Source organism: Embleya scabrispora (genome assembly GCF_002024165.1).
Lineage (GTDB): Bacteria > Actinomycetota > Actinomycetes > Streptomycetales > Streptomycetaceae > Embleya > Embleya scabrispora_A.
Map to the genome: position 1 here is coordinate 2,314,319 of NZ_MWQN01000001.1, position 20,065 is coordinate 2,334,383.

At 72.5% G+C, this 20,065-nt stretch carries 13 protein-coding genes; 5 read left to right on the forward strand and 8 right to left on the reverse strand.

What is annotated here, in order from left to right:
* Positions 1 to 137: 137 nt before the first annotated feature.
* The 4 genes from B4N89_RS10025 to B4N89_RS10040 all read right to left on the reverse strand — a co-directional run bounded on the left by B4N89_RS10025 (position 138) and on the right by B4N89_RS10040 (position 8,382).
* Positions 138 to 3,617, reverse strand: coding sequence for an ATP-dependent helicase (locus B4N89_RS10025; protein ID WP_078975537.1), 3,480 nt, complete (start codon positions 3,615 to 3,617; stop codon positions 138 to 140).
* Between the two features lie 73 nt (positions 3,618 to 3,690).
* Positions 3,691 to 4,404: a hypothetical protein gene (locus B4N89_RS10030; RefSeq protein ID WP_143657917.1), complete on the reverse strand. Its 714-nt coding sequence runs from the start codon at positions 4,402 to 4,404 to the stop codon at positions 3,691 to 3,693.
* Positions 4,405 to 4,523: 119 nt separating this feature from the next.
* Positions 4,524 to 7,769 (reverse strand): ATP-dependent helicase, encoded by a 3,246-nt coding sequence (locus B4N89_RS10035; RefSeq protein WP_078975539.1) that lies wholly within the window; start codon positions 7,767 to 7,769, stop codon positions 4,524 to 4,526.
* 268 nt (positions 7,770 to 8,037) lie between these two features.
* The gene (locus B4N89_RS10040) at positions 8,038 to 8,382 is read right to left on the reverse strand and encodes an MGMT family protein (protein WP_078975540.1); all 345 of its coding nucleotides are present in this window, start codon (positions 8,380 to 8,382) and stop codon (positions 8,038 to 8,040) included.
* Positions 8,383 to 8,614: 232 nt separating this feature from the next.
* On the opposite strand from B4N89_RS10040, the gene B4N89_RS10045 reads away from it, so the two are divergent.
* The gene (locus B4N89_RS10045) at positions 8,615 to 10,939 is read left to right on the forward strand and encodes a lysylphosphatidylglycerol synthase transmembrane domain-containing protein (RefSeq protein ID WP_235618551.1); all 2,325 of its coding nucleotides are present in this window, start codon (positions 8,615 to 8,617) and stop codon (positions 10,937 to 10,939) included.
* Positions 10,940 to 11,202: 263 nt separating this feature from the next.
* Here B4N89_RS10045 and moeZ read toward each other — a convergent pair whose 3' ends face one another.
* The 3 genes from moeZ to B4N89_RS10060 all read right to left on the reverse strand — a co-directional run bounded on the left by moeZ (position 11,203) and on the right by B4N89_RS10060 (position 15,386).
* The gene (gene moeZ / locus B4N89_RS10050) at positions 11,203 to 12,384 is read right to left on the reverse strand and encodes an adenylyltransferase/sulfurtransferase MoeZ (protein ID WP_078975541.1); all 1,182 of its coding nucleotides are present in this window, start codon (positions 12,382 to 12,384) and stop codon (positions 11,203 to 11,205) included.
* A 160-nt stretch (positions 12,385 to 12,544) separates the two neighbouring features.
* Complete coding sequence (locus B4N89_RS52970; protein ID WP_321170684.1) at positions 12,545 to 14,434, reverse strand: DUF3152 domain-containing protein; 1,890 nt, start codon at positions 14,432 to 14,434, stop codon at positions 12,545 to 12,547.
* A gap of 10 nt (positions 14,435 to 14,444) precedes the next feature.
* On the reverse strand, positions 14,445 to 15,386 hold the full coding sequence (locus tag B4N89_RS10060) for an alpha/beta fold hydrolase (RefSeq protein ID WP_235618552.1): 942 nt from the start codon (positions 15,384 to 15,386) through the stop codon (positions 14,445 to 14,447).
* 256 nt (positions 15,387 to 15,642) lie between these two features.
* On the opposite strand from B4N89_RS10060, the gene B4N89_RS10065 reads away from it, so the two are divergent.
* From B4N89_RS10065 to B4N89_RS10075, 3 genes are all read left to right on the forward strand, one after another.
* Positions 15,643 to 15,888, forward strand: a complete 246-nt coding sequence (locus B4N89_RS10065) for a hypothetical protein (RefSeq protein WP_078975543.1) — start codon at positions 15,643 to 15,645, stop codon at positions 15,886 to 15,888.
* Positions 15,889 to 16,106: 218 nt separating this feature from the next.
* The gene (locus tag B4N89_RS10070) at positions 16,107 to 16,745 is read left to right on the forward strand and encodes a TetR/AcrR family transcriptional regulator (protein WP_078975544.1); all 639 of its coding nucleotides are present in this window, start codon (positions 16,107 to 16,109) and stop codon (positions 16,743 to 16,745) included.
* A gap of 175 nt (positions 16,746 to 16,920) precedes the next feature.
* Positions 16,921 to 17,151: a DUF3107 domain-containing protein gene (locus B4N89_RS10075; protein WP_078975545.1), complete on the forward strand. Its 231-nt coding sequence runs from the start codon at positions 16,921 to 16,923 to the stop codon at positions 17,149 to 17,151.
* Positions 17,152 to 17,262: 111 nt separating this feature from the next.
* Here the strand turns inward: B4N89_RS10075 and B4N89_RS10080 are convergent, their stop codons facing one another.
* Positions 17,263 to 17,943: a ferritin-like fold-containing protein gene (locus B4N89_RS10080; RefSeq protein WP_078975546.1), complete on the reverse strand. Its 681-nt coding sequence runs from the start codon at positions 17,941 to 17,943 to the stop codon at positions 17,263 to 17,265.
* 428 nt (positions 17,944 to 18,371) lie between these two features.
* Between B4N89_RS10080 and B4N89_RS10090 the strand changes: the two genes are divergently transcribed.
* Positions 18,372 to 19,973 carry a DEAD/DEAH box helicase gene (locus B4N89_RS10090; RefSeq protein WP_078975548.1) on the forward strand — a complete coding sequence of 534 codons (1,602 nt, stop codon included), beginning with the start codon at positions 18,372 to 18,374 and terminating at the stop codon, positions 19,971 to 19,973.
* Positions 19,974 to 20,065: the final 92 nt, after the last annotated feature.

Below are 20,065 nucleotides of genomic sequence, written 5' to 3' on the forward strand. Positions count from 1 at the left end.
CGTCTGTGCTGTTCCGCGCACCGGTGCCGTTTCCCGTCCCGTTCGAAGTCCGCCGTCGTGTCGATCCTCATAAACCATACGAGTGTCGGAATCCGGCCGCATCGGCCCATCCTCACCGTTGCCGGGTTTCCTCCGGATCAACGGGCCGGATCGTCGCCCGGTTCATCGGCTTCCAGGAACAACTGTTCCAATTCGTCCCGGCCGGGCAGGCCCCTGGGCCGGACGAGTTCCCCGGAGCGCACGTAGAGGAAGGCGGCCGATACCCGCTCCAGTGGCACGTCGGCGTATTCGGCCCAGGCCAGCCGGTAGACGGCGAGCTGGAGCGGGTCCGCGTCGTGGACCCGGTTGGTCTTCCAGTCGACCACCTCGAACCCGTCGCCCTCGCGGTAGACCGCGTCGATCCGGCCGCGCACGATCCGACCGCCCAGGAACAGCTGGAAGGGCGCCTCGACCCGGTGCGGGGCACGCCGACCGTAGGGCGTGCGCAGGAACGCCTCCTGGAGGGCGAGCAGATCGGCCTCGTCGGTGATCTCCTCGTCGGCCGCGCCCGGCAGGTCGTCGGGTTCGAGCAGCGGGCGCTCGCCGAACAGCGACTCGACCCAGGCGTGGAAGCGGGTGCCGCGCCGGGCCGCCGGGGCGGGCGGGCGCGGCATCGGCCGGGCCAGCTCGCGCGCGAGCCCGTCGGGGTCGTTGGACAGGCGCAACATCTGGGACGCGGTCAGCGTCGCGGGCAGCGGCACCTCGCGCACCCCGGACCGGCCGCGGCGCAGTTCCTCGGCCAGCCGGATCAGGTCCCGGTCCCACGACTCGATCAGGGCCAGCTCGTCCGGGGTCGGCCCCGGGTGCGACCCCGGCGCCGGGCCCTCCACCGCGGGGTGCCCGGCCCGCACCTCGTCCGTGTGCTCGGCGGCGTCGTCGTGATCGGGCGAGGGCACCGGCGGCACCGAGGCACCGGGGTCGGGCTCGGGGCCCGGGTCGACCGGCGGCGGGGGCTCCTCCTCCGGCGGCGGCGCGTCCTGCTCCGGGTCGACCGGGACATACGCCTCGTAGGCCTCGACGGGCATCTGCTCGCCGTCCCCCCGGACCGGCCCGAATTCCGGCTCCACCGACGGGTGCTCGGCCGCGTGGTCGACCCGGCGCGACGCCTCGCGCCGGGCCAGTTCCGCGAGTACGGCGTCGGCCGCCCGGCGGCGCTCGATCAGCGCGGTCGTATCCAGCGGCAGCGGCCAGGCGTGCTCGACGACGTCGGCCAGGTGCGGATTGGCCGACTCGGCGGGCTCGGGCGTCCACACCTCGACCGTGCCGTTGCCCGCCAGGCAGTGGTCGCGCAGTCGGGTGAGGAAGTCGGACGGGCCGCGCGGCTTCTTCTGGGTCGGGCCCCACCAGTGTCCGGACCCGATCAGGAGTTGTTTGGGCCGGGTGAAGGTGACGTAGCCCAGGCGCAGTTCCTCGGTCTCCTGGTGCGCGCGCATCGCCGCGTCGAACGCCTTGAAGCCCTTGGGGGTCAGGTCGGGCAACACCGCGAGCGCGGCGGCGTCGCCGCGCAGCGGGTGCGGCAGGGCCCGGCCGTTGGTGATCCACTTGGTCTGCGTGCGCACGCTCGGGAAGACGCCGTCGATCAGTCCGGGGACGGCGACCACCTCCCACTCCAGGCCCTTGGACTTGTGCGCGGTCAGCACCTTCACCGAGTCGCCGGCCGTGGGCAGGCTGCCGTCCAGGCCCTTGTCATGCTCGGCGGCGGTGCGCAGGAAGGCCAGGAACGCGGTGAGCGAGGGGTCGCCGTCCAGGTCGGCGAAACCCGCCGCGACGTCCAGGAACGTGTGCAGCGTCTCCCGGCGGCGCGCGGCCAGCGCACCCGGCGAGGCGGACAGCTCGACCTCCAGGCCGGTGCCCGCGAGCACCCGGTGCAGCAGGTCCATCAGCGGCTCGCCCAGGTGCCGGCGCAGATCGCGGATCTCGGTGGCCATCCGGGCGAACCGGCGGCGGGCCTCGGCGGAGAACGGGTACTGCTCGCCCGGGTCGGCGAGCGCGTCGGAGAGCGAGACCACCTCGGTCGGGTCGATCCCGGCCACCGCCTCCTCCAGACGAGCGTCGGCGTCGTCTGCGCCCGCCCGCTCGACCCGGACCAGTTCGGCCGCCCGGCGGCCGAGCAGGGCCAGGTCGCGCGGCCCGATCCGCCAGCGGGGCCCGGCGAGCAGGCGCACCAGCGCGGAGTTGGCCGTCGGGTCGTCCAGCACCTCGCAGGTCGCCACCAGGTCGGCCACCTCGGGCAGGTGCAGCAGCCCGGACAGCCCGACCACCTCGACGGGGATGTCGCGCCGCACCAGGGCGGCGTGGATGTCCGCGAAGTCGGCGGCGGTGCGGGCGAGCACCGCGACGTCACCGGCGGTGATCGGGGCGCCGTTCTTGTCCAGGACGGTGCCGATCGCGGTGCCGATCCGCTCCGCGAGCCAGTCGATCTCCTCGGCGTGGGTGGGCAGCAGCGCGGCGACCGTCCGGCCCTCGTGCTCGGCGCCGGGCCCCGCGCGCAGCGCCTCCACGCCGCTTTCGGGGGTGCGCAGCGGCGCCGACAGGTCGTTGGCGAAGCTCAGGATCCGGCCGCCGCTGCGCCGGTTCTCGGAGAGCGAGTAGCGGGCGGCGGGGCTGCCGTCGCGGTGCGGGAAGTGCACCGGGAACTCGTGGATGTTGGCCACCGACGCACCGCGCCAGCCGTAGATGGCCTGGCACGGGTCGCCGACCGCGGTGACCGGGTGGCCGAGCCCGAACAGGCCCTGGAGCAGCACGCGTTGCGCGACCGAGGTGTCCTGGTACTCGTCCAGGAGCACCACCCGGTAGGTGTCGCGCAGGATCTCGCCGACCTCGGGCCGCTCGCCGGCGATCCGGGCGGCGTAGGCGATCTGGTCGCCGAAGTCGAGCAGGTCGCGGCCGCTCTTGGCGCGCGCGTACGCGTCGACCAATCGGGCCAGGTCGAGCCGGTTGCGCGCCGCGTCGGCGGCCTTGCGGGCGGCGGCGGAGGGTTTGGCGGCGGCCTCCACCTCGGCCACGAAGGCCCGGTCCCACTCCCGGAGCTCCTCGATCGACACCAGGTGCTCGGCCAACTCGCCGCCCAGGTGCAGTACGGCGGCGACCACGTCGGGCAGTCGGCCGGTGAGCGTGGGGAAGGGGCCGCGGGCGGTGCGCGCGGCCCGGGCGGCGAGCTGGAAGCGGGTCGCGTCGGCGAGCAGCCGGGCCGAGGGCTCCAGGCCGATCCGCAGGCCGTGCTCCTGGAGGAGGCGGCCGGCGAACGCGTGATACGTGGACACGGTCGGCTCGCCGGCGTCCTCGTCGGCGGGGATCTCGCCGCCGCGCAGTTGCCCGATCGCCTTGCGCACCCGCTGGGCCAGTTCGCCGGCGGCCTTGTTGGTGAAGGTGAGCCCGAGCACCTGGTCGGGCCGGACCTGTCCGGTGCCCACCAGCCACACCACGCGGGCGGTCATCACCGTGGTCTTGCCCGACCCGGCCCCGGCCACGATCACGCCCGGCGCGAGCGGCGCGAGCACCGCGTCCAGCTGCTCCGGGGTGAAGGGGATCCCGAGCAGCCGACACAGGTCGTCCGGGTCGGTCAGTACGGCGTGCACCGAGGAAGACTAGCCCCGCACGGCGACAGGGACGGTCGCGGTGCGGGGCCGGTGCCTCGGTGGGGTGCGCCGGTCAGGCGTCCTTGAACTGACCCTTCAGGTCTTCCTTGGTGAACGACTCGGCGGGAGCGGTGGGCTCGCACTTCTGCTTGCCCTTGGTGAACTTCGCCGTGGCGTTGTTGCTGCCCTCCGACTTGACCATGAAGGGGTAGGGCTTGCCCTTCTCCTGCACGTAGAGGGTGGTGGTGTCGCCGTCCTCGTCCTTCTTGCTGAGCGGGATCACCTTCACGCCGTCGATCTTGACCGGCTCACCCTTGGTCACCCCGTCGGTGGAGCCGTCGAAGAAGTCGGTCATGGACGAGACGCCGTCGTCCTCCTCGTCCACGGGGGACTTCAGGTACTTGCCGGCCATCTTCGCCACGACCTCGTCGAGCACGCCCTCCGGCACGAACTCGCTCATGACCATCTTCCAGAAGGGCGCCTCGGCCTTCATGTACTGGTCCTTGCCGATGAAGATCACCTCGACGCGGTTGCCGTCGATCGTCATCGTGCCCTGCATGTCCGCACCGCTGCGGATGCACAGGTCCATCTCCATCTTCGTTTCCTCGTCCTGCCCGCTGCCGACCATCTTGAAGTCGGGGACCGACTTGAGCAGTCGCTGCGCCTCGTCGGCCAACGCCTTGGCGTCGGTGCCCGCGTTCGACTTCTGCTCCGAACCGCCACAGGCGGTCAGGCCGAGGGCGAGGGCGACGACGGGGACGATCGCGGCCATGCGTGAAGTGCGCACGAAACTCCTTGATGCGGGACCGGAACCCGGGAGCGGGGTTCCTGCGCACGAGTATGGCGATGGCAAAATCCGCACGTCCCACCACCCCCGCCCGGTATCGCCGGGCAGCGGCGATCCGGCTACTCGACCGTCATCCGACCTTCCGGACGGGCACTGCAACAGCGGCGGAAATCGCACCGGTCGCAGTGCGATCCCGCGGTCGGGGTGAACCGTTCGCCGATGATCCGACCGGCCACGTCGGCGAGCAGGCCGCCCACCCACGTGCCCCCGTCCGGGTCGGGCAGGGGCGGGTCCTGGGCAAGCACCACGGGCTGCCCGGTCTCGCCCTTGTCCGCCGAGCGCAACTGGATCAACTCGGCGCCGCCGGAGGCGGGCCGGCCGTCCGCGAAGTCGGGCAGGTCGTCGAGCGCCCCGTTGGCGACCGCCACCTGGTACACCGCGAGCTGCGGATGCCCCTCGACCTCGGTCCGGGTCGGCGGCCTGCGGCCGGTCTTGAAGTCCACCACATACGCGAGCCCGTCCTCGCCGCGCTCGACGCGGTCCATCGAGCCCCGGACGACCACCCGGTACTCCCCCGCGGTCAGCTCGACCTCGAAGCCGTGCTCGGTGGCCGCGACGGTGCGGTGCCGCTCGTTGGTGTGCCAGGACAGGAACCGCTCCAGCGCGGTGCGGGCCTCGTCCTTCTGCTGCTCGGACTGCCACGGCGCGTCGAACGCCAACGCGTCCCACACCCGGTCGAGCCGGTCCATCAGCACCGGCAGTTCCGCCGCGGTGGCCCCCGTGCCCACCTCGTCGGCGAGCGCGTGCACCACGTTGCCGAAGCCGAGCGCCGCCGAGCGCGGCGAGTCCGCGTGCACCTCGCTGCCCAGGAACCAGCTCAGCGCGCAGTCGCGCACCTTGGCCACCGAACTGCCGGACAGCCGCACCGCGTCCGCCGGGTCCCGGATCGGCACCCCCGGGTCGGTCGGCGCCACCAGGCCCCACCACCGGTCCGGGTGCGCGGCCGGCACCAGCGCGTGCCCCTCGTCGTCACGCAGGTCCGCGAGCGCGGCCAGCCGGCGCGCGGCGGCCCGGCGCAGCACCGCCGGCGCCAGCGGATCCACCGCCGCCGAGCGCAACTCGGCCACCAGCGCGGAGGTCGACAGCGGCCGCCGGGGCCGCTCCTTGACCTCCACCGGCGTCACGCCCAGCTCCTCCAGGAACCGCGAGGGCTGATCACCGTCGTCGTAGCTGGAGTCGACCGCGGTCACCACCAGCCGCTCCTGCGCCCGGGTGACCGCGACGTAGAACAACCGCCGCTCCTCCGCGAGCAGCGCGCCGGGCGAGAGCGGCTCGGCCAGCCCGTCGGAGCCGATCCGGTCGGCTTCGAGCAGCGAGCCCCGCCGGCGCAGGTCCGGCCACAGGCCCTCCTGCACCCCGTGCACCACCACCAGGCGCCACTGCAGGCCCTTGGCCCGGTGCGCGGTCAGCAGCCGTACCGCCTCGCCGCGCAGCGCGCTGTCGTCGAGGCGGTCACCGGCGATCTCCTGGGCCTTCAACTCGGCCAGGAAGTTCAGCGCCCCCCGGTGTCCGGCGCGCTCCTCGGCCTTGGCCGCCACCTCGAACAGGGCCACCACGGCGTCCAGATCGCGATCCGCGTTGCGCCCGGCGGTACCGCCGCGCAACACCGCGCGCTCCAGCCGGCCCGGCCACGGGGTGCCCTGCCACAACTCCCACAGCGCGTCCTCGGTGGTCCCGCCGCCCGCCAGCACCTCGCGCGCCTTGCGGATCAGCAGGCCCAGGCGCAGTGCCCCGCCGCCGACCCGCTGCTCTATCCCGACGAGTTGCTCGGGCGTGGCCAGCGCGTCCCGGATCAGCTCGGCCGACGGCCGGGTGCCGGTGACCGTCGCCGCCGACGCGGCCCGCTCCTCGGCCCGCAACGCCCGCCCGAGCAACCGCAGATCGCCCGCGTCGAGCCCGCCCAGCGGCGACTGCAACAACCCGCGCGCGGTCTCCGCGTCCAGCACGGCCGGGTCCGCCGCCACGTGCAGCGCGGTCAGCAGCGGCGCCACCGCCTGCTCGGCCGCGATCGGCAACTCGTCGCCGGCGATCTCGAGCGGCACCCCGGCGGCCGACAGCGCCCGGCGCAGGCCCGGTATCGAGCGGGCGCCGGAGCGCACGAGCACGGCCATCCGCCCCCACGGCACGCCGTCCTCCAGGTGCGCGCGGCGCAGGATGTCGGCGGTGTTGTCCAACTCGGCGCCGGGCGTGGGATACGTGTACACCTCGACCCGACTCGGGTCCTCGGCCCCCGACACCGACGGGATCAGCTCGCGGTGCGCGCGTACCCGATCGCCCGGCAGCCGGCTCAGCGCCATGCGCTGCGTGACCACGCGCGAGGCGGCGAGCAGGCCGGCCGGTGCCCGGCGCGAGGTGCGCAGCACCACGATGTCGGCGGGCTCGCCGTCGGCGCGCGGGAAGCGGTGCGGGAAGTCGAGGATGCCGTTCACGTCGGCGCCGCGGAACGCGTAGATGGACTGGTCCGGATCGCCCACCGCGATCAGGTCGCGTCCGTCCCCGGCGAGCGCGGCCAACAGGCGCACCTGCGCCGGGTCGGTGTCCTGGTATTCGTCGACGAACACCGCCTTGTAGCGCCCGCGCAGGATCGCGGCGGTCTCCGGCTGCTCGGCCAGCAGCACCGCGCGGTGCACGAGTTCGGCGTAGTCCACCACGCCCTGCGCGTCGATCACGTCCAGGTATTCGGCCAGGAAGTCGGCCGCGGCCCGCCAGTCCCGCCGCCCGGTGTCCTCGGCGAACCGGGCCAGCGCGTCCGGGTCGAGCCCGATCTCGCGGCTGCGCGCGATCACCGCACGCACCTCGTCGGCGAAGCCGCGGGTGCCCACCGCCGCGCGCAGTTCGGTGGGCCAGGTCAGGCTGCCCTCCTCGACCCCGCCCGCGAGCAGTTCGCGCACGAACACGTCCTGCTCGGGGCCGGTGAGCAGGCGCAGCGGATAGCTGAACAACTCGGCCGGCTGGTGCTCGCGCACCAGGGCGTAGCAGAACGAGTGGAAGGTGGTCGCGGTCGGCACCGTCGCGGTGCGCGCGCCGGCCGCGCGCAGCCGCGCGGTCAACCGGTCGCGCAACTCCCCCGCCGCCTTGCGGCCGAAGGTCAGGACCAGGATCTCCTCGGGCCGGATCCCGCGCGCGACCCGCTCGGCGACCGCCTCCACGAGCACGGTGGTCTTGCCGGTGCCGGGACCGGCGAGCACGAGCAGCGGGCCGCCCCGGTGCTCGATCACCGCCCGCTGGTAGGCGTCGGGAATCACGGGCGCGGGCGGGGCCACGGGAGTACGCCGCAGGCGGTACGCCGGGGTCGGGGTGGTCATCTGGCCGGGGGTGCCTTCGGGTCGCCGTCGAATCCTGCTGCTGCTCGGGCCGGGCCGGCTCCGACGCACGGGCCGTGCCGGGCGTCGCGCCGGGGCGAACGTCGCCGGGCGCGGCACCGGGTCGCGGCCTCGGAGAGGGTGGCCGCGCCCCGGTCGGCAGGGCGCGGCCGTTGCCCATCAGATCACATCCGGCTCTCGCGCCCGGGGAACACACCCGCATCGCGGGTGCCCCGAGCACCGGCACGGCGCCCCTGTTCGTCCCCGATCGTCAGGGAATCGGCGGAAGTTCCGGCTCCTGTGGCACGTCATCGGGGTCCGGCGTCCAGCGGGCCCGGGTCATGTCCACCCGCTCGCCGCCGGAGCGCAGCGGGGTGCCCTCGGCCCGATAGTGCTTCGGCGCGCGCACCGCGTGACTCGACGGCAGCGAACCGTCCGCCCGCACCACGCGCCACCAGGGCACCCCGCCGCCGTACAGCGCCATCACCCGGCCGACCTGCCGGGGGCCGCCGTCCTGAAGGGCCTCGGCGATGTCCCCGTACGCCATCACCCGCCCGGCGGGAATGCGCTCGACCAGGTCGAGCACCCGCTCGGCGAAGGGGTTAGGGTCACTCATCCGCACATGGTGACAGAGTCGTCGGACACCTCGTCCGGCGGTGGACGATCCCCTTTCGGCCGCACTTCGGCGCGGCCGGGCGCCAACCGGGGCACGGGTCGTGGCACCATCGACGCGGCGGTGACGGGTGATACGAGACCATGACGAGGCTTTCGCGAGGGGTGCCCCCGGAAACGGGCGCGCCCTCGTAGTCGAGCCCTCGCAACCCCTGCGGGTACACCGTTCGTCCGATTTGATCCGAGTCCTGCTCGGCGTGCTCGCCCTCGGCGTGGTCTTCTTCCTGGCCAGTATCGCCCGGCAGACCACCTCCGGCCTGGAATCGGACATCGTGCGCGGCGCGCAGAACAGCACGCCGCACCTGCTGCTCAACCTGTCCGGCGGGGTCTTCGCCGTCGCGGTGCTCGTGGTGCCGGTGGCCTACGGCATCGAACGCCTGGTCAGCCGGGACGGGTTGCGCGTCGCCGACGGGGTGATCGCCGCCGCGGCCACCTACCTGGCCTCGCTCGGCCTGGACTGGTGGATCACCGGCCCGGGCCCCGAGGCGCTGCGCGACGCGCTCACCCGCCCGCTGCCGCTGCCGCGGACCGGCTGGACCGATCCGGTGCACGGCTATCTCGCGCCGATCGTCGCGTACGTCACCGCGGTCGGCCTGGTGCGCCGACCGCGCTGGCAACTCGTGGTGTGGACGCTGCTCCTGCTGAATGCGGCGACGGTGCTGGTCGGCGGCTACACCACCCCCGTCGCGCTGCTCACCAGCGTGCTGTTCGGGCGCACCATCGCCTACGCCACGCTGTACGCGGTCGGCCTGCCCAACACCCGCCCGCCGGCCGAGTCGGTGGTCGCCGCGCTGCGCCGGTTCGGCCTGGTGGCGGTGTCGTGCGTGCGCACCGACGACGGCCCCGAGGAGACCCGCCGCTACGCGGTCCGGCTGGCCGACGACCGCCTGCTCGACGTGACCGTGCTCGACCGCGACCAGCAGGCGTCCGGGGCGATCTACCGGTTCTACCGGCGACTGGTGCTGCGCGGGGTCACCCAGCGCCGCACCGTGCTGTCCACCCGGCGTGCGCTCGAACAGGAGTCGCTGATGGCGTACGCGTGCGCCGACGCCGGCGTGCGCGCGCCGCGCCTGGTGGCCACCACCGAGGTGGGCCCGGACGCCGCGCTGCTGGCCTACGCACACGTGCCCGGGCGCACCCTGGACACACTCGACGACGAGGAGATCACCGACGAACTCCTGGCCCGGGTGTGGCAGCTGCTCGGCCTGCTCCAGGCGCACCGGCTCACCCATCGCCGGCTGGTCGCGGAGAGCATCCTGGTGGACGGCTCCGGCGAGCCGTGGCTGGTGGACCTGCGGGCCGGCGAGATCGCGTCGAGCGACCTGGCTCTGCGCATCGACACCGCGCAACTGCTCACCACGGTGGCGCTGCGGGTGGGCGAGGAACGCGCGGTACACACCGCCGCCGAGGTACTGGGCGCGGACACCGTCGCCGCGTGCCTGCCGCTGCTGCAAAAGGTCGCGCTCAGCCGCAGCACCCGCTCGGTGCTGCGCAAGGACAAGAACCTGCTCTCCCGGATCCGCGAGCAGATCCTGGAACTGCGCCCCCAGGCCGAGGTCGAGCCGGTGCGTCTGGAGCGGGTCCGCGCGCGCACCCTGGTCTCCGTGGTGGCGAGCGCGTTCGCGGGCTACTTCCTGCTCTCCCAGCTCAGCCACGTCGACCTGGGCGAGATCTTCGCGAGCGCCAACTGGGGCTGGGCGGCGATCGGCCTGCTGGCCGCCTCGCTCAGCTACGTGTGCGCCGCGCTGATGCTGCTGGGCTACGTCCCGGAACGGTTGTCGCTGTATCGCACCACGATGGTGCAACTCGCCGGCTCGTTCGTGAAGCTCGTCGCCCCGCCGGCGGTCAGCGGCGTCGCGCTCAACACGCGATATCTGCAAAAGGCCGGGATTCCGCCCACCCTGGCCGCGGCCAGCGTCGGTGTCTCCCAACTCGGCGGACTGGTCTTCCACGTCGGCCTGTTGGCCTTCTTCGGATACATCGCCGGCACCGCCGAGACGCCGTCGTTCGCGCCGTCCGGCGCGGTGATCGCGGGCCTGCTGATCCTGGCCCTGGTGACCCTGCTGGTGATGGCCGTACCGCCGCTGCGGCGCTGGATCGTCAAACAGTTGCGCCAGTTGTTCTCCGGCATCGTGCCGAGGCTGCTCGACGTGCTGCAGACGCCGACCAAGCTGGCGGCCGGCCTGGGCGGCACGGTTTTGCTGACGCTGACCTTCATCCTGTGTCTGGACGCCAGCGTGCGGGCCTTCGGCGGCTCGGCCAACTTCGCCGCGATCGCGGTGGTCTTCCTGGCCGGCAACGCGATCGGCTCGGCCGCGCCCACGCCGGGCGGCATCGGCGCGGTGGAGGCGGCCCTGATCGCGGGCCTGACCAGCACCGCACGCCTGCCGTTCGAAACCGCGACGGCCGCGGTCCTGCTCTACCGCTTCCTGACCTTCTGGCTCCCGGTCCTCCCCGGCTGGCTCGCCTTCACCCACCTACAACGCAAACAGGCGATCTGACCGCAACCCAAAACGCCGAACGGGCCAAAACCAGCCCGTCCGGCGTTTGAGGACGAAACAGCAGCACATCCGAAACCGCAGCCGCGCCACCAGCCCGAGCCGACTCCAGCCCGTCCGGCGTTCGAGGACACCCGAAACAGCGGCACACCCGAAACCGCAGGCGCCCCACCAAGCCGAGCCATCTCCAGCCCGTCCGGCGTTCGAGGACAAACCCCCGGGCCGAAGGCCGAGGCACACAGCCACGGCCGTCCGGCCCCGAGGACCTAGTAGACCGGCTTCTCCGGCTCGATCTGGTTGACCCAACCGATCACCCCGCCACCGAGGTGCACGGAGTCCTTGAAGCCCGCGGCATGCAGCACCGCCAACACCTCGGCCGACCGCACGCCCGTCTTGCAGTTGAGCACGATCCGCTTGTCCTGCGGCATGTCCTCCAGGGCCCGGCCCATCAGGAACTCGTTCTTCGGAATCAGCCGCGACCCCGGGATCTGCACGATCTCGTACTCGCCCGGCTCCCGCACGTCGATCAGGTCGATGTTCTCGCCGGCGTCGAGCCATTCCTTGAGCTGACGAGGCGTGATCGTGGACCCGAGCGCGGCCTCCTGGGCCTCCTCGGAGACCACGCCGCAGAACGCCTCGTAGTCGATCAGCTCGGTGACGGTCGGGTTCTTGCCGCAGACCGCGCACTCGGGGTCCTTGCGGACCTTGACGGTGCGGTAGGTCATCTCCAGCGCGTCGTAGATCATCAGCCGGCCGACCAGCGGCTCGCCGATGCCCTGGAGCAGCTTGATCGCCTCGTTGACCTGGATCGACCCGATCGACGCGCACAACACGCCGAGCACGCCGCCCTCGGCGCAGGAGGGGACCATCCCGGGCGGCGGCGGCTCCGGGTACAGGCAGCGGTAGCACGGCCCGTGCTCGGACCAGAACACGCTCGCCTGACCGTCGAACCGGTAGATCGAACCCCACACGTACGGCTTGTTCAACAGCACGCAGGCGTCGTTGACCAGGTAGCGGGTGGCGAAGTTGTCCGTGCCGTCGACGATCAGGTCGTACTGCCCGAAGATCTCCATCACGTTGTCGGCCTCGAGCCGCTCCTCGTGCAGGACGACCTCGGTGTACGGGTTGATCTCCTTGACCGAGTCGCGCGCGGACTCGGCCTTCGAGCGGCCGATGTCGCTCTGCCCGTGGATGATCTGGCGCTGGAGGTTGGACTCGTCGACGGTGTCGAACTCGACGATGCCGAGCGTGCCGACGCCCGCCGCGGCGAGGTACATCAACGCCGGCGACCCCAGGCCACCGGCGCCCACACAGAGCACCTTGGCGTTCTTCAGCCGCTTCTGCCCGGCCATCCCGACGTCGGGGATGATCAGGTGGCGCGAGTAACGACGGACCTCGTCGACGGTCAGCTCGGCGGCCGGCTCGACCAGAGGTGGTAGCTGCGACACGGAAACTCCGATGGTCGGACTGTCTAATCTCGGCTCTTTTCCTACCGCAACAGTGTCACGCTCGTCCCGATTCCCGGGCACCGGGTCCGGTCCGTGAGATGCGCGCACGGCAGGGTCGCCGGGCACCCGCGAGGGCGCCCGGCGGACCGGGATGCGACCGCTACTTGGTGAGCTTGCCCGACGGGTACGGCCACGGGTTGGCCTCGCAGGTCTCACCCTTCATCGAGCCCTCGCTCGCGACCCGGGTCTTGGTCTGCTGCATCATCACCGGGGCCAGGCCGGCTCCGATGCCGCCCGCACCGCACGACTTCTCGTGGTTGTGGCCGAGCCGGTGGCCGACCTCGTGGTTGATCAGCATCTGCCGGTAGCCGACGATGTCGTCGCCGTAGGCGGTCGAACCCTGGGCCCAGCGCCAGGCGTTGATCATCACCCACCGGGTGCCGAACGCGTCGCAGGAGACGTTGTCCTCGCTGGTGTCGCCGACCAGGGGGCTGCACGTCTTGTGCACCGTCTCCGGACTCGCCAGCCGCACCACGAAGTCGGCCTTCGGCGAACTGTCGGTGCGCTCGAAGGTCAGCCCGCCGCTCGCCCAACTGCGCTTGTCGTTCAGCGTCTTCTGCACCGTGGTGGCGAACAGCTCGCCGTCGAGTTGCAGGCCCTGCTCGATCTCCACCGCGTAGGTGTACTTGCGGCCCGCGCCGGGGGCGGCCTCCTTGCCGGGCACGGTGTCGAACTTGCCGCTCAGCCCCAGCTTCGGATCCAGCGGGAAGCGCAGGGTGAGCTGGTCGGTGGTGGTCGGCGACTGGGGCGTGGGCAGCGGCAGCGCGGAGGCGCTGCCGGGGGCGACCGGGTCCCGCTCCGAACCCCGCGAGGCGGCCTGGTCGGTGGGCCGGTGGCCCGCGCCCGGCGCGGCCTGGTCGTCGCCGGCCGCCTGGCTCGACGTGCCCTCGTCGGGCATCTGCAGCACGACCGCGCCGGCGAGCACCGCGCCGGTCACCACCACGCCGCCCGCCGCGACCAGCGTGCGCCGTCCCTTGCGCGGCGCGGGCCGGTTCGCCTTGCGGGTCTGCGCGCGACCTCGCGGCGGGGCGCTCCCGGTGTCCGGCTCGAAGCCGTGCTCCGGCTCGGGTTCGACGTGCAGCGGCTTCGGGTCGGCGAAGTCGTCGCCCGGCTCGGTCGCGAACGAGAGTTGTTCCAGGTCGAGTTCGGGTCCCGAGTCGACCCACGGCTCGGCCTCCATCGCGTACTGCCCCACTCCGGGCAGATCGATCTGCCCGGACTCCGCGGGCAGGTCGTGGAGCGCGTCGGCCGATGAATCCTCGACCGGCGCCACGACCGGGTACGCGCCCGAGGTGTCGTAGCCGTAGCCGACGAAGCTCTGCGGCTCGAACGTGGTCGTGTCGTAGGTCGGCGCGGCGGGCGCCTCGACCGCGGCGTGCATCCCGCTCTGGTAGGCGTCCGCGGCGTACAGGTCGTTGGCGTAGCCCACACTCGCGTAGCCGCCGGTGGCGTAGCCGTCGCCGCCGAAGGACCCGGTGTCGAACGTGCCCGTGTCGAACGCGGGGGCGCCGAACGCGTCGGCGGCGAAGGTGTCGGTGCCGTACGCGCCGGCGGCGAAGTTCTGCGCGGGATACCCGCCGGTCTGCGGCCGCGCGTCGTAGGGCTCCAGCGGGTCGTCCCAGTGCGCGGGCGCCCCGGGCATCGTCCCGACCGCCGCCCAGGTGCCGGAGTCGACCGCCGGCGCGGGGTGCTCCCAGCCGTGCTGCACGGCGTCGTAGCCGTAGGACCCGGTGTGCTGCCCGTCGGTGGGATATCCGCCGTAGCCCTGGTCCACGGGGTACCCGTGGTAGCCGGTGTCCTGCTCGACGTACCCGGAGGCATACGACGTGTCGGTCGGGCCGGCGGCCCAACCGCCGGCGTATCCGCCCTCGTGGACCTGTCCGTAGTCGGCCTGCTGCGGCACCGCCGCGTAGCCGCCGGAGAGTCCGTCGTCCGGCAGCTCCTCGCCGCCGTACTGCACGCTCGTCTGCACGCCCGAATGACGTCCCATGTGTCTGCGTTCACCCCACCACGTTCGACGGCGAGAGGGCCCCGTCGAGTAGTTCGCGGAAACCCCGGGCCACCACGCGGGGGTGTTCGAGCATGGCCACGTGCCCGGAATCGGGCACCACGAGCAATCGGGCGTCGGGGAAGGTCTCGGTCGCCCGCTTGGCCATCCGCGGGTCGACCAGGCGGTCCCGGCGACCGTAGACGAGCAGTGTGGACGCCCGCACCTCGGCCGCCTGCCGCCACAGCGCCCGACTGCCGCGCTCCAGGTAGGCCCCGATCACCGACCGGGTCGAGTGCGAGAACGCGTCCATCATGTACGGGAGTTCGAGCCGGCGCCGATACTCGGCCGCGGCGTCGGCGAAGGCTTTCTCGCCGACCGCGCCCGGGTTGCCGTACATCATCGCGATCGACATCCGGGTGCGTTCCTCGGGTGTCATGTTCCGACTGATCCGCAACAGCGCGCGGCCCACGCCGGGTACTCCCAGCAGCGCCGTGGGCAGCACCGACGGGCGCACCCGCAGGTCCGGCAGCGCGGGCGAGATCAGGGTCAGCGTGCGGACCAGGTCCGGCCGCCGGGCGGCGAGCCGGGTGGCCACCGCCCCGCCCATCGAGTTGCCGAACAGGTGTACCGGCCCCTTGCGCAGCGACAGGATCGCGCCCTCCACCGCACGACAGTGCGCGGAGATCGAGTAGTCGCCGTTGCGCGGCGGCGCGGAGTATCCGAATCCGGGGAGGTCGATCAGCTCCACGGAAAGATCCGACCGCAGTTCGGCGGCCAGTTCCGTCCAGTTCAACGACGAACCGCCGAGCCCGTGGATCATCATCGCGGGCGGCAGGTCGGCGTCGCCGAGCGCGTCGCGGCGCACCACGACCTCGCTACCGCTCCCGACCTCGACCGTTCGCGCAGGCCAGGGCGTCGGGTCGGCGTCGCTTGCGGGGCTCAGGGTCGTCACGGTGGGCAATATTACGAGATGATCACTGGGACGGAAGGGCGGATGCCCCGACCATCTTCGCTCGGCGGGGTGGTCTCGGCGCGTTTGCCCGGTTTCATGACGTCACTCTAAACGCTTCCCACATCACGTTTCGACATCGATCCCGAAAGTGCGGCAGCGTTTTCGAGGCGGATCATGGACATGCGGGGTCGGCGAGGACTCACGCGGACATGCGGGAACACCGAATACCGGCGGACCGCACGGGCAGGGAGGCCGTATGTACGGAATCGACGATACCCCCGAGTACCAGGACGTCACGCTCGGTGACGTCAACGTATCCGACGAAACGGTCGACGACCCCGAGATCCCGGTGCCCGACGCGGTGGAGCAGCAGACTTCCGTGGCGGCGGACGACGGGGACGAGGAGTCCGTGTGGGAGTCGGTGCCCGACGGCGTGGACCCCGCCGACGCCACCGAACAGCGCCGCGGGGTCGGGCACGCCGAGGACGAGGACTATCGCTGAGCGCCCCGATCGCCCCACCTGCCGGGGCTCGCGCGGGCGCTCCGCGCGCCTCACGCGCCCCCTTGCGAGGGGTGTCGAAGGCGCGGGATCCTGTTTCGTTGCGCCACGAAACTTACGCCCTGGGTTACCCGAAAGTAGGATGACGTGGTGGAAAGACCCGCCGGATCACCGAACCATCCGGTGTCCGCGACACGTTGAGCGACACCTTGAGGAGCCCCGTGACAGCCATCCAGGATGCGGACCCCCGTCCTCGCGGCACCCGGCTGCCCCGGCTCGCGCGCAGAACGCAACTCCTCGGCGCCGCCCAGGAAGTCTTCGTCAAGCAGGGCTACCACGCCGCCGCGATGGACGACATCGCCGAATGCGCCGGCGTCAGCAAGCCCGTGTTGTACCAGCACTTCCCCGGCAAGCTGGAGCTGTATCTGGCGCTGCTCGACCAGCACTGCGAGGCGCTGTTCGCGGCGGTGCAGCGAGCGCTGGAGTCGACGCACGACAACAAGCTCCGCGTGGCCGCCACGGTCGACGCCTACTTCGCCTTCGTCGACGACGACGGCGGCGCGTTCCGGCTGGTCTTCGAGTCGGACCTGACCAACGAGAGCGCGGTGCGCGAGCGGGTGGAGCGGGTCAGCGAGATGTGCGCCGACGCGGTGAGCAAGATCATCGCCGAGGACACCGGCCTCGGCCAGGAGGAGTCGATGCTCCTGGCGATCGGGCTGACCGGCATGGCGCAGGTCACCGCGCGCTACTGGATCGCGCGCGGCGCGACCATCCCGCGCGACGCCGCGTCGCAGCTGGTGTCGTCGCTGTCCTGGCGCGGCATCTCCCGCTTCCCGCGCAAGGACGACCCGCCGCACTGAGCGGGCGGACCTGCGGATACGGGCGCCGGGCGATCTTGTTCCCGTCCGGCGTTCGCGTTGGGCGTACCCGTCATGGCGTTCGGTGACCCCGGCTCTCGACTAGCCTGCTGGGGAAGGTACGGCCCGCGAGTCTCGCGGCGCCGATCTCCAGAATTTCAAGGCCGGAGGGACAGCCGTGGAGATCAAGATCGGCGTACAGCACGCCGCGCGGGAGCTGGTGCTGGAGAGCACGGACAACCCGGAGGACGTCGAGCGGGCCATCGCCGACGCGCTGTCGGGCGAGTCCGCACTGCTGTCCCTGACGGACGAGAAGGGCCGCCGCGTGATCGTGCCGGCCAAGCACCTGGCCTACGTCGAGATCGGCGAATCCTCGGCCCGCAAGGTCGGCTTCGGCGCCAACGCCTGAGCGAGGGTGTCGCACGCGGCACCGCACCGGCCCGAGGGTGGGCGATCCGAGCGCGGATCGCCCACCCTCGGGCTTTGTCGTGGCCGGGCCCGAGTGTGGTCGGAGACCGAGTCAGGAGGCCAGCCCGAGCGCGGCCATGCGCTGCTGGTGCGCCTCGGTGATCCGGTTGAACATCCGGCCGATCTCGGCCAGGTCGAAGCCGGGGCCGGCCCCGCCGCCGATCAGCATCGTGGACAACACGTCCCGCTCGGCGGCGACCCGCTGGGCCTGGCTGAGCGCCTCGCCCATCAGCCGCCGCCCCCACAGCGCGAGCCGGCCCGCCACCTTGGGATCGCGCTCGATCGCCGCGCGCACCGCCTCCACCACGAACGCCGAGTGCCCGGTGTCCCGCTGCACCTCGACGATCAGGTCCCGACTGACCTCGTCCAGATGCGCGGCGACCTCGCGATAGAAGTCGGCCGCGATCCCGTCCCCCACGTATGCCTTGACCAGGCCCTCCAGCCAGTCGGCGGGGGCGGTGTGCACGTGGAACTCGTCCAGCGGCGCGATGAAGGGGTCCATCGCCCGGGCCGGGTCCGCGCCGAGCGCGGCGATGCGATCACGCAGCAGGGTGAAGTGCTGGAACTCGGCGACCGCCATCGCGGCCAGCGCCGCCTTGTCCTCGACGGTGGGGGCCATCTTGGCGTCCTCGGCCAGCCGCTCGAAGGCGGTGATCTCGCCGTACGCGAGCACGCCGAGCAGTTCGATCACGGCCGCCCGCATCTCCCCCGTCGGCTCCGTACCCTCGCTCATGCCCACCCCTTCGCTCGTGTTCCCCGGACCCGTGCGGCCCGGTGTGCACAAGTACGCAGCGTAGTGAGCGCACTGCGGTCACGCGGGTACCACGTCCGGGCGGAGTCGCCCATCTCCGGACAAGCAGTAATGAGCATCACCCCACCGGCCGCACGCCGCCGGGTACAGTGGTAGTGAACGCGGATGCCCGGTCGGAGGACGACTGGCTCCGACCGACCCGCTCGGGTGGCCGCCCGAAGGCGAGAGGTCCCGTGCCGCGCCCCGCTTTTTCGAGGGCGCCTCGGTCTCGACCCGCTTTCGGTACTGACGGCCCCCACCACACAGAAGAGGCTGGACCCCTGACAACTTTTCGCGAACTCGGAGTACTTTCGGAGACGGCCGAGGCGCTGGAAGCGCTCGGCATCGTCGAGGCTTTCCCCGTCCAGGAGATGACCCTTCCCGTCGCGCTCTCGGGCAGTGACGTGATCGGCCAGGCCAAGACCGGGACCGGTAAGACCCTCGGCTTCGGCATCCCGCTGCTGCAGCGCATCGTGGTGGCGGCCGACGTCGAGGCCGGCCGCGCGCCCGCCGGCACAGTCGCCGGCCGCACCCCGCAGGCCCTGGTCGTGGTGCCCACGCGCGAGCTGTGCGTGCAGGTGACCAACGACCTCCAGGCCGCGGGCAAGCTGCGCAACGTGCGGGTGCTCGCCGTCTACGGCGGCCGGGCGTACGAGCCGCAGATCGACACCCTCAAGAAGGGCGTCGACGTGGTCGTCGGCACCCCCGGTCGACTGCTCGACCTGGTCGGACAGGGGCACGTGAACCTGTCCGAGGTCAAGATGCTGGTCCTGGACGAGGCCGACGAGATGCTCGACCTGGGCTTTTTGCCCGACGTCGAGAAGATCGTCGAGCGGCTGCCCGCCCGCCGCCAGACGATGTTGTTCTCGGCCACCATGCCGGGCCAGATCATCACCCTGGCGCGCCGCTACATGAGCCGCCCCACGCACATCCGCGCCTCCGAGCCGGACGACCTGGGCGCCACCGTCAAGTCGGTCCAGCAGCGCGTCTACCGCGCGCACGGCCTGGACAAGCCCGAGCTGATGGCCCGGGTCCTGCAGGCCAACGGGCGCGGCCTGGTCATGGTGTTCTGCCGGACCAAGCGCACCGCGGCCGACCTGGCCCAGGGCCTGGCCGAGCGGGGCTTCGCCTCCGCCGCCGTGCACGGCGACCTCGGCCAGGGCGCGCGCGAGCAGGCGCTGCGGGCGTTCCGCAACGGCAAGGTGGACGTGCTCGTGGCCACCGACGTCGCGGCCCGCGGGATCGACGTCGAGGGTGTCACCCACGTGGTGAACTACCAGTGCCCCGATGACGAGAAGACCTACCTGCACCGCATCGGTCGCACCGGCCGCGCGGGCGCCTCCGGCACCGCGGTGACGCTGGTCGACTGGGAGGACATCCCGCGCTGGAGCCTGATCAACAAGGCGCTGGACCTGGGCTTCGCCGACCCGGTGGAGACCTACTCCACCTCTCCGCACCTGTTCACCGACCTGGACATCCCCACCACCGTGGGCAGCGTGCTGCCGCGCGCCGACCGCACCCGTGCGGGCCTCGGCGCGGAGGACGTCGAGGACCTGGGCGAGACCGGCAAGAACAGCCGGGGCGCGTCGGGCCGCAAGGGCGGTGCGGGCGGGCGCAGCCGGAGCGGTCCGGCCGCGTCCGGGCCCTCCACGGCGGGTCCGGCCGCGGCCGACGCCGAGTCGGGCGAGCCGAGCCGCCGTCGGGCGCCCGGGTCGCGCCGGCGGCGTCGGGTCAACGGCGCGGAGGCCGGCGAGGCCGTGGCGACCGCCGTGGCGCCGAGCGTGGCCGCCGGGGCGGCCGGCGCCCCGGTCGCCGCCTTCGTCGAGCCGACCGCGGTGGTCGTCCCGGCCCCCGCCGACGGTGGGGCGGACGCGGACGGTGACGGCGAGCGGGCGCCTCGGCGTCGCCGCCGGCGCACCCGGCGTCGTCCCGAGGGCGCCGAGGCGGGCGCGGTCGCGACCGACGAAGGCTGATTCGACGAGAGGTGGGCGGCCCCGGCCGCTCGTACGACGGCCTCCGGTGTGGAGTGTGGACGATCACGTCCGCGCTTCGCGGCGGGGGCCGT

Excerpts from the sequence above, each read along its gene's own strand:
- B4N89_RS10035 (WP_078975539.1), bottom strand. The coding sequence starts at position 7,769 with ATGACCACCCCGACCCCGGCGTACCGCCTGCGGCGTACTCCCGTGGCC.
- B4N89_RS10040 (WP_078975540.1), bottom strand. The coding sequence starts at position 8,382 with ATGAGTGACCCTAACCCCTTCGCCGAGCGGGTGCTCGACCTGGTCGAG.
- B4N89_RS52970 (WP_321170684.1), bottom strand. The coding sequence starts at position 14,434 with ATGGGACGTCATTCGGGCGTGCAGACGAGCGTGCAGTACGGCGGCGAG.
- B4N89_RS10065 (WP_078975543.1), top strand. The coding sequence starts at position 15,643 with ATGTACGGAATCGACGATACCCCCGAGTACCAGGACGTCACGCTCGGT.
- B4N89_RS10080 (WP_078975546.1), bottom strand. The coding sequence starts at position 17,943 with ATGAGCGAGGGTACGGAGCCGACGGGGGAGATGCGGGCGGCCGTGATC.
- B4N89_RS10090 (WP_078975548.1), top strand. The coding sequence starts at position 18,372 with ATGACCCTTCCCGTCGCGCTCTCGGGCAGTGACGTGATCGGCCAGGCC.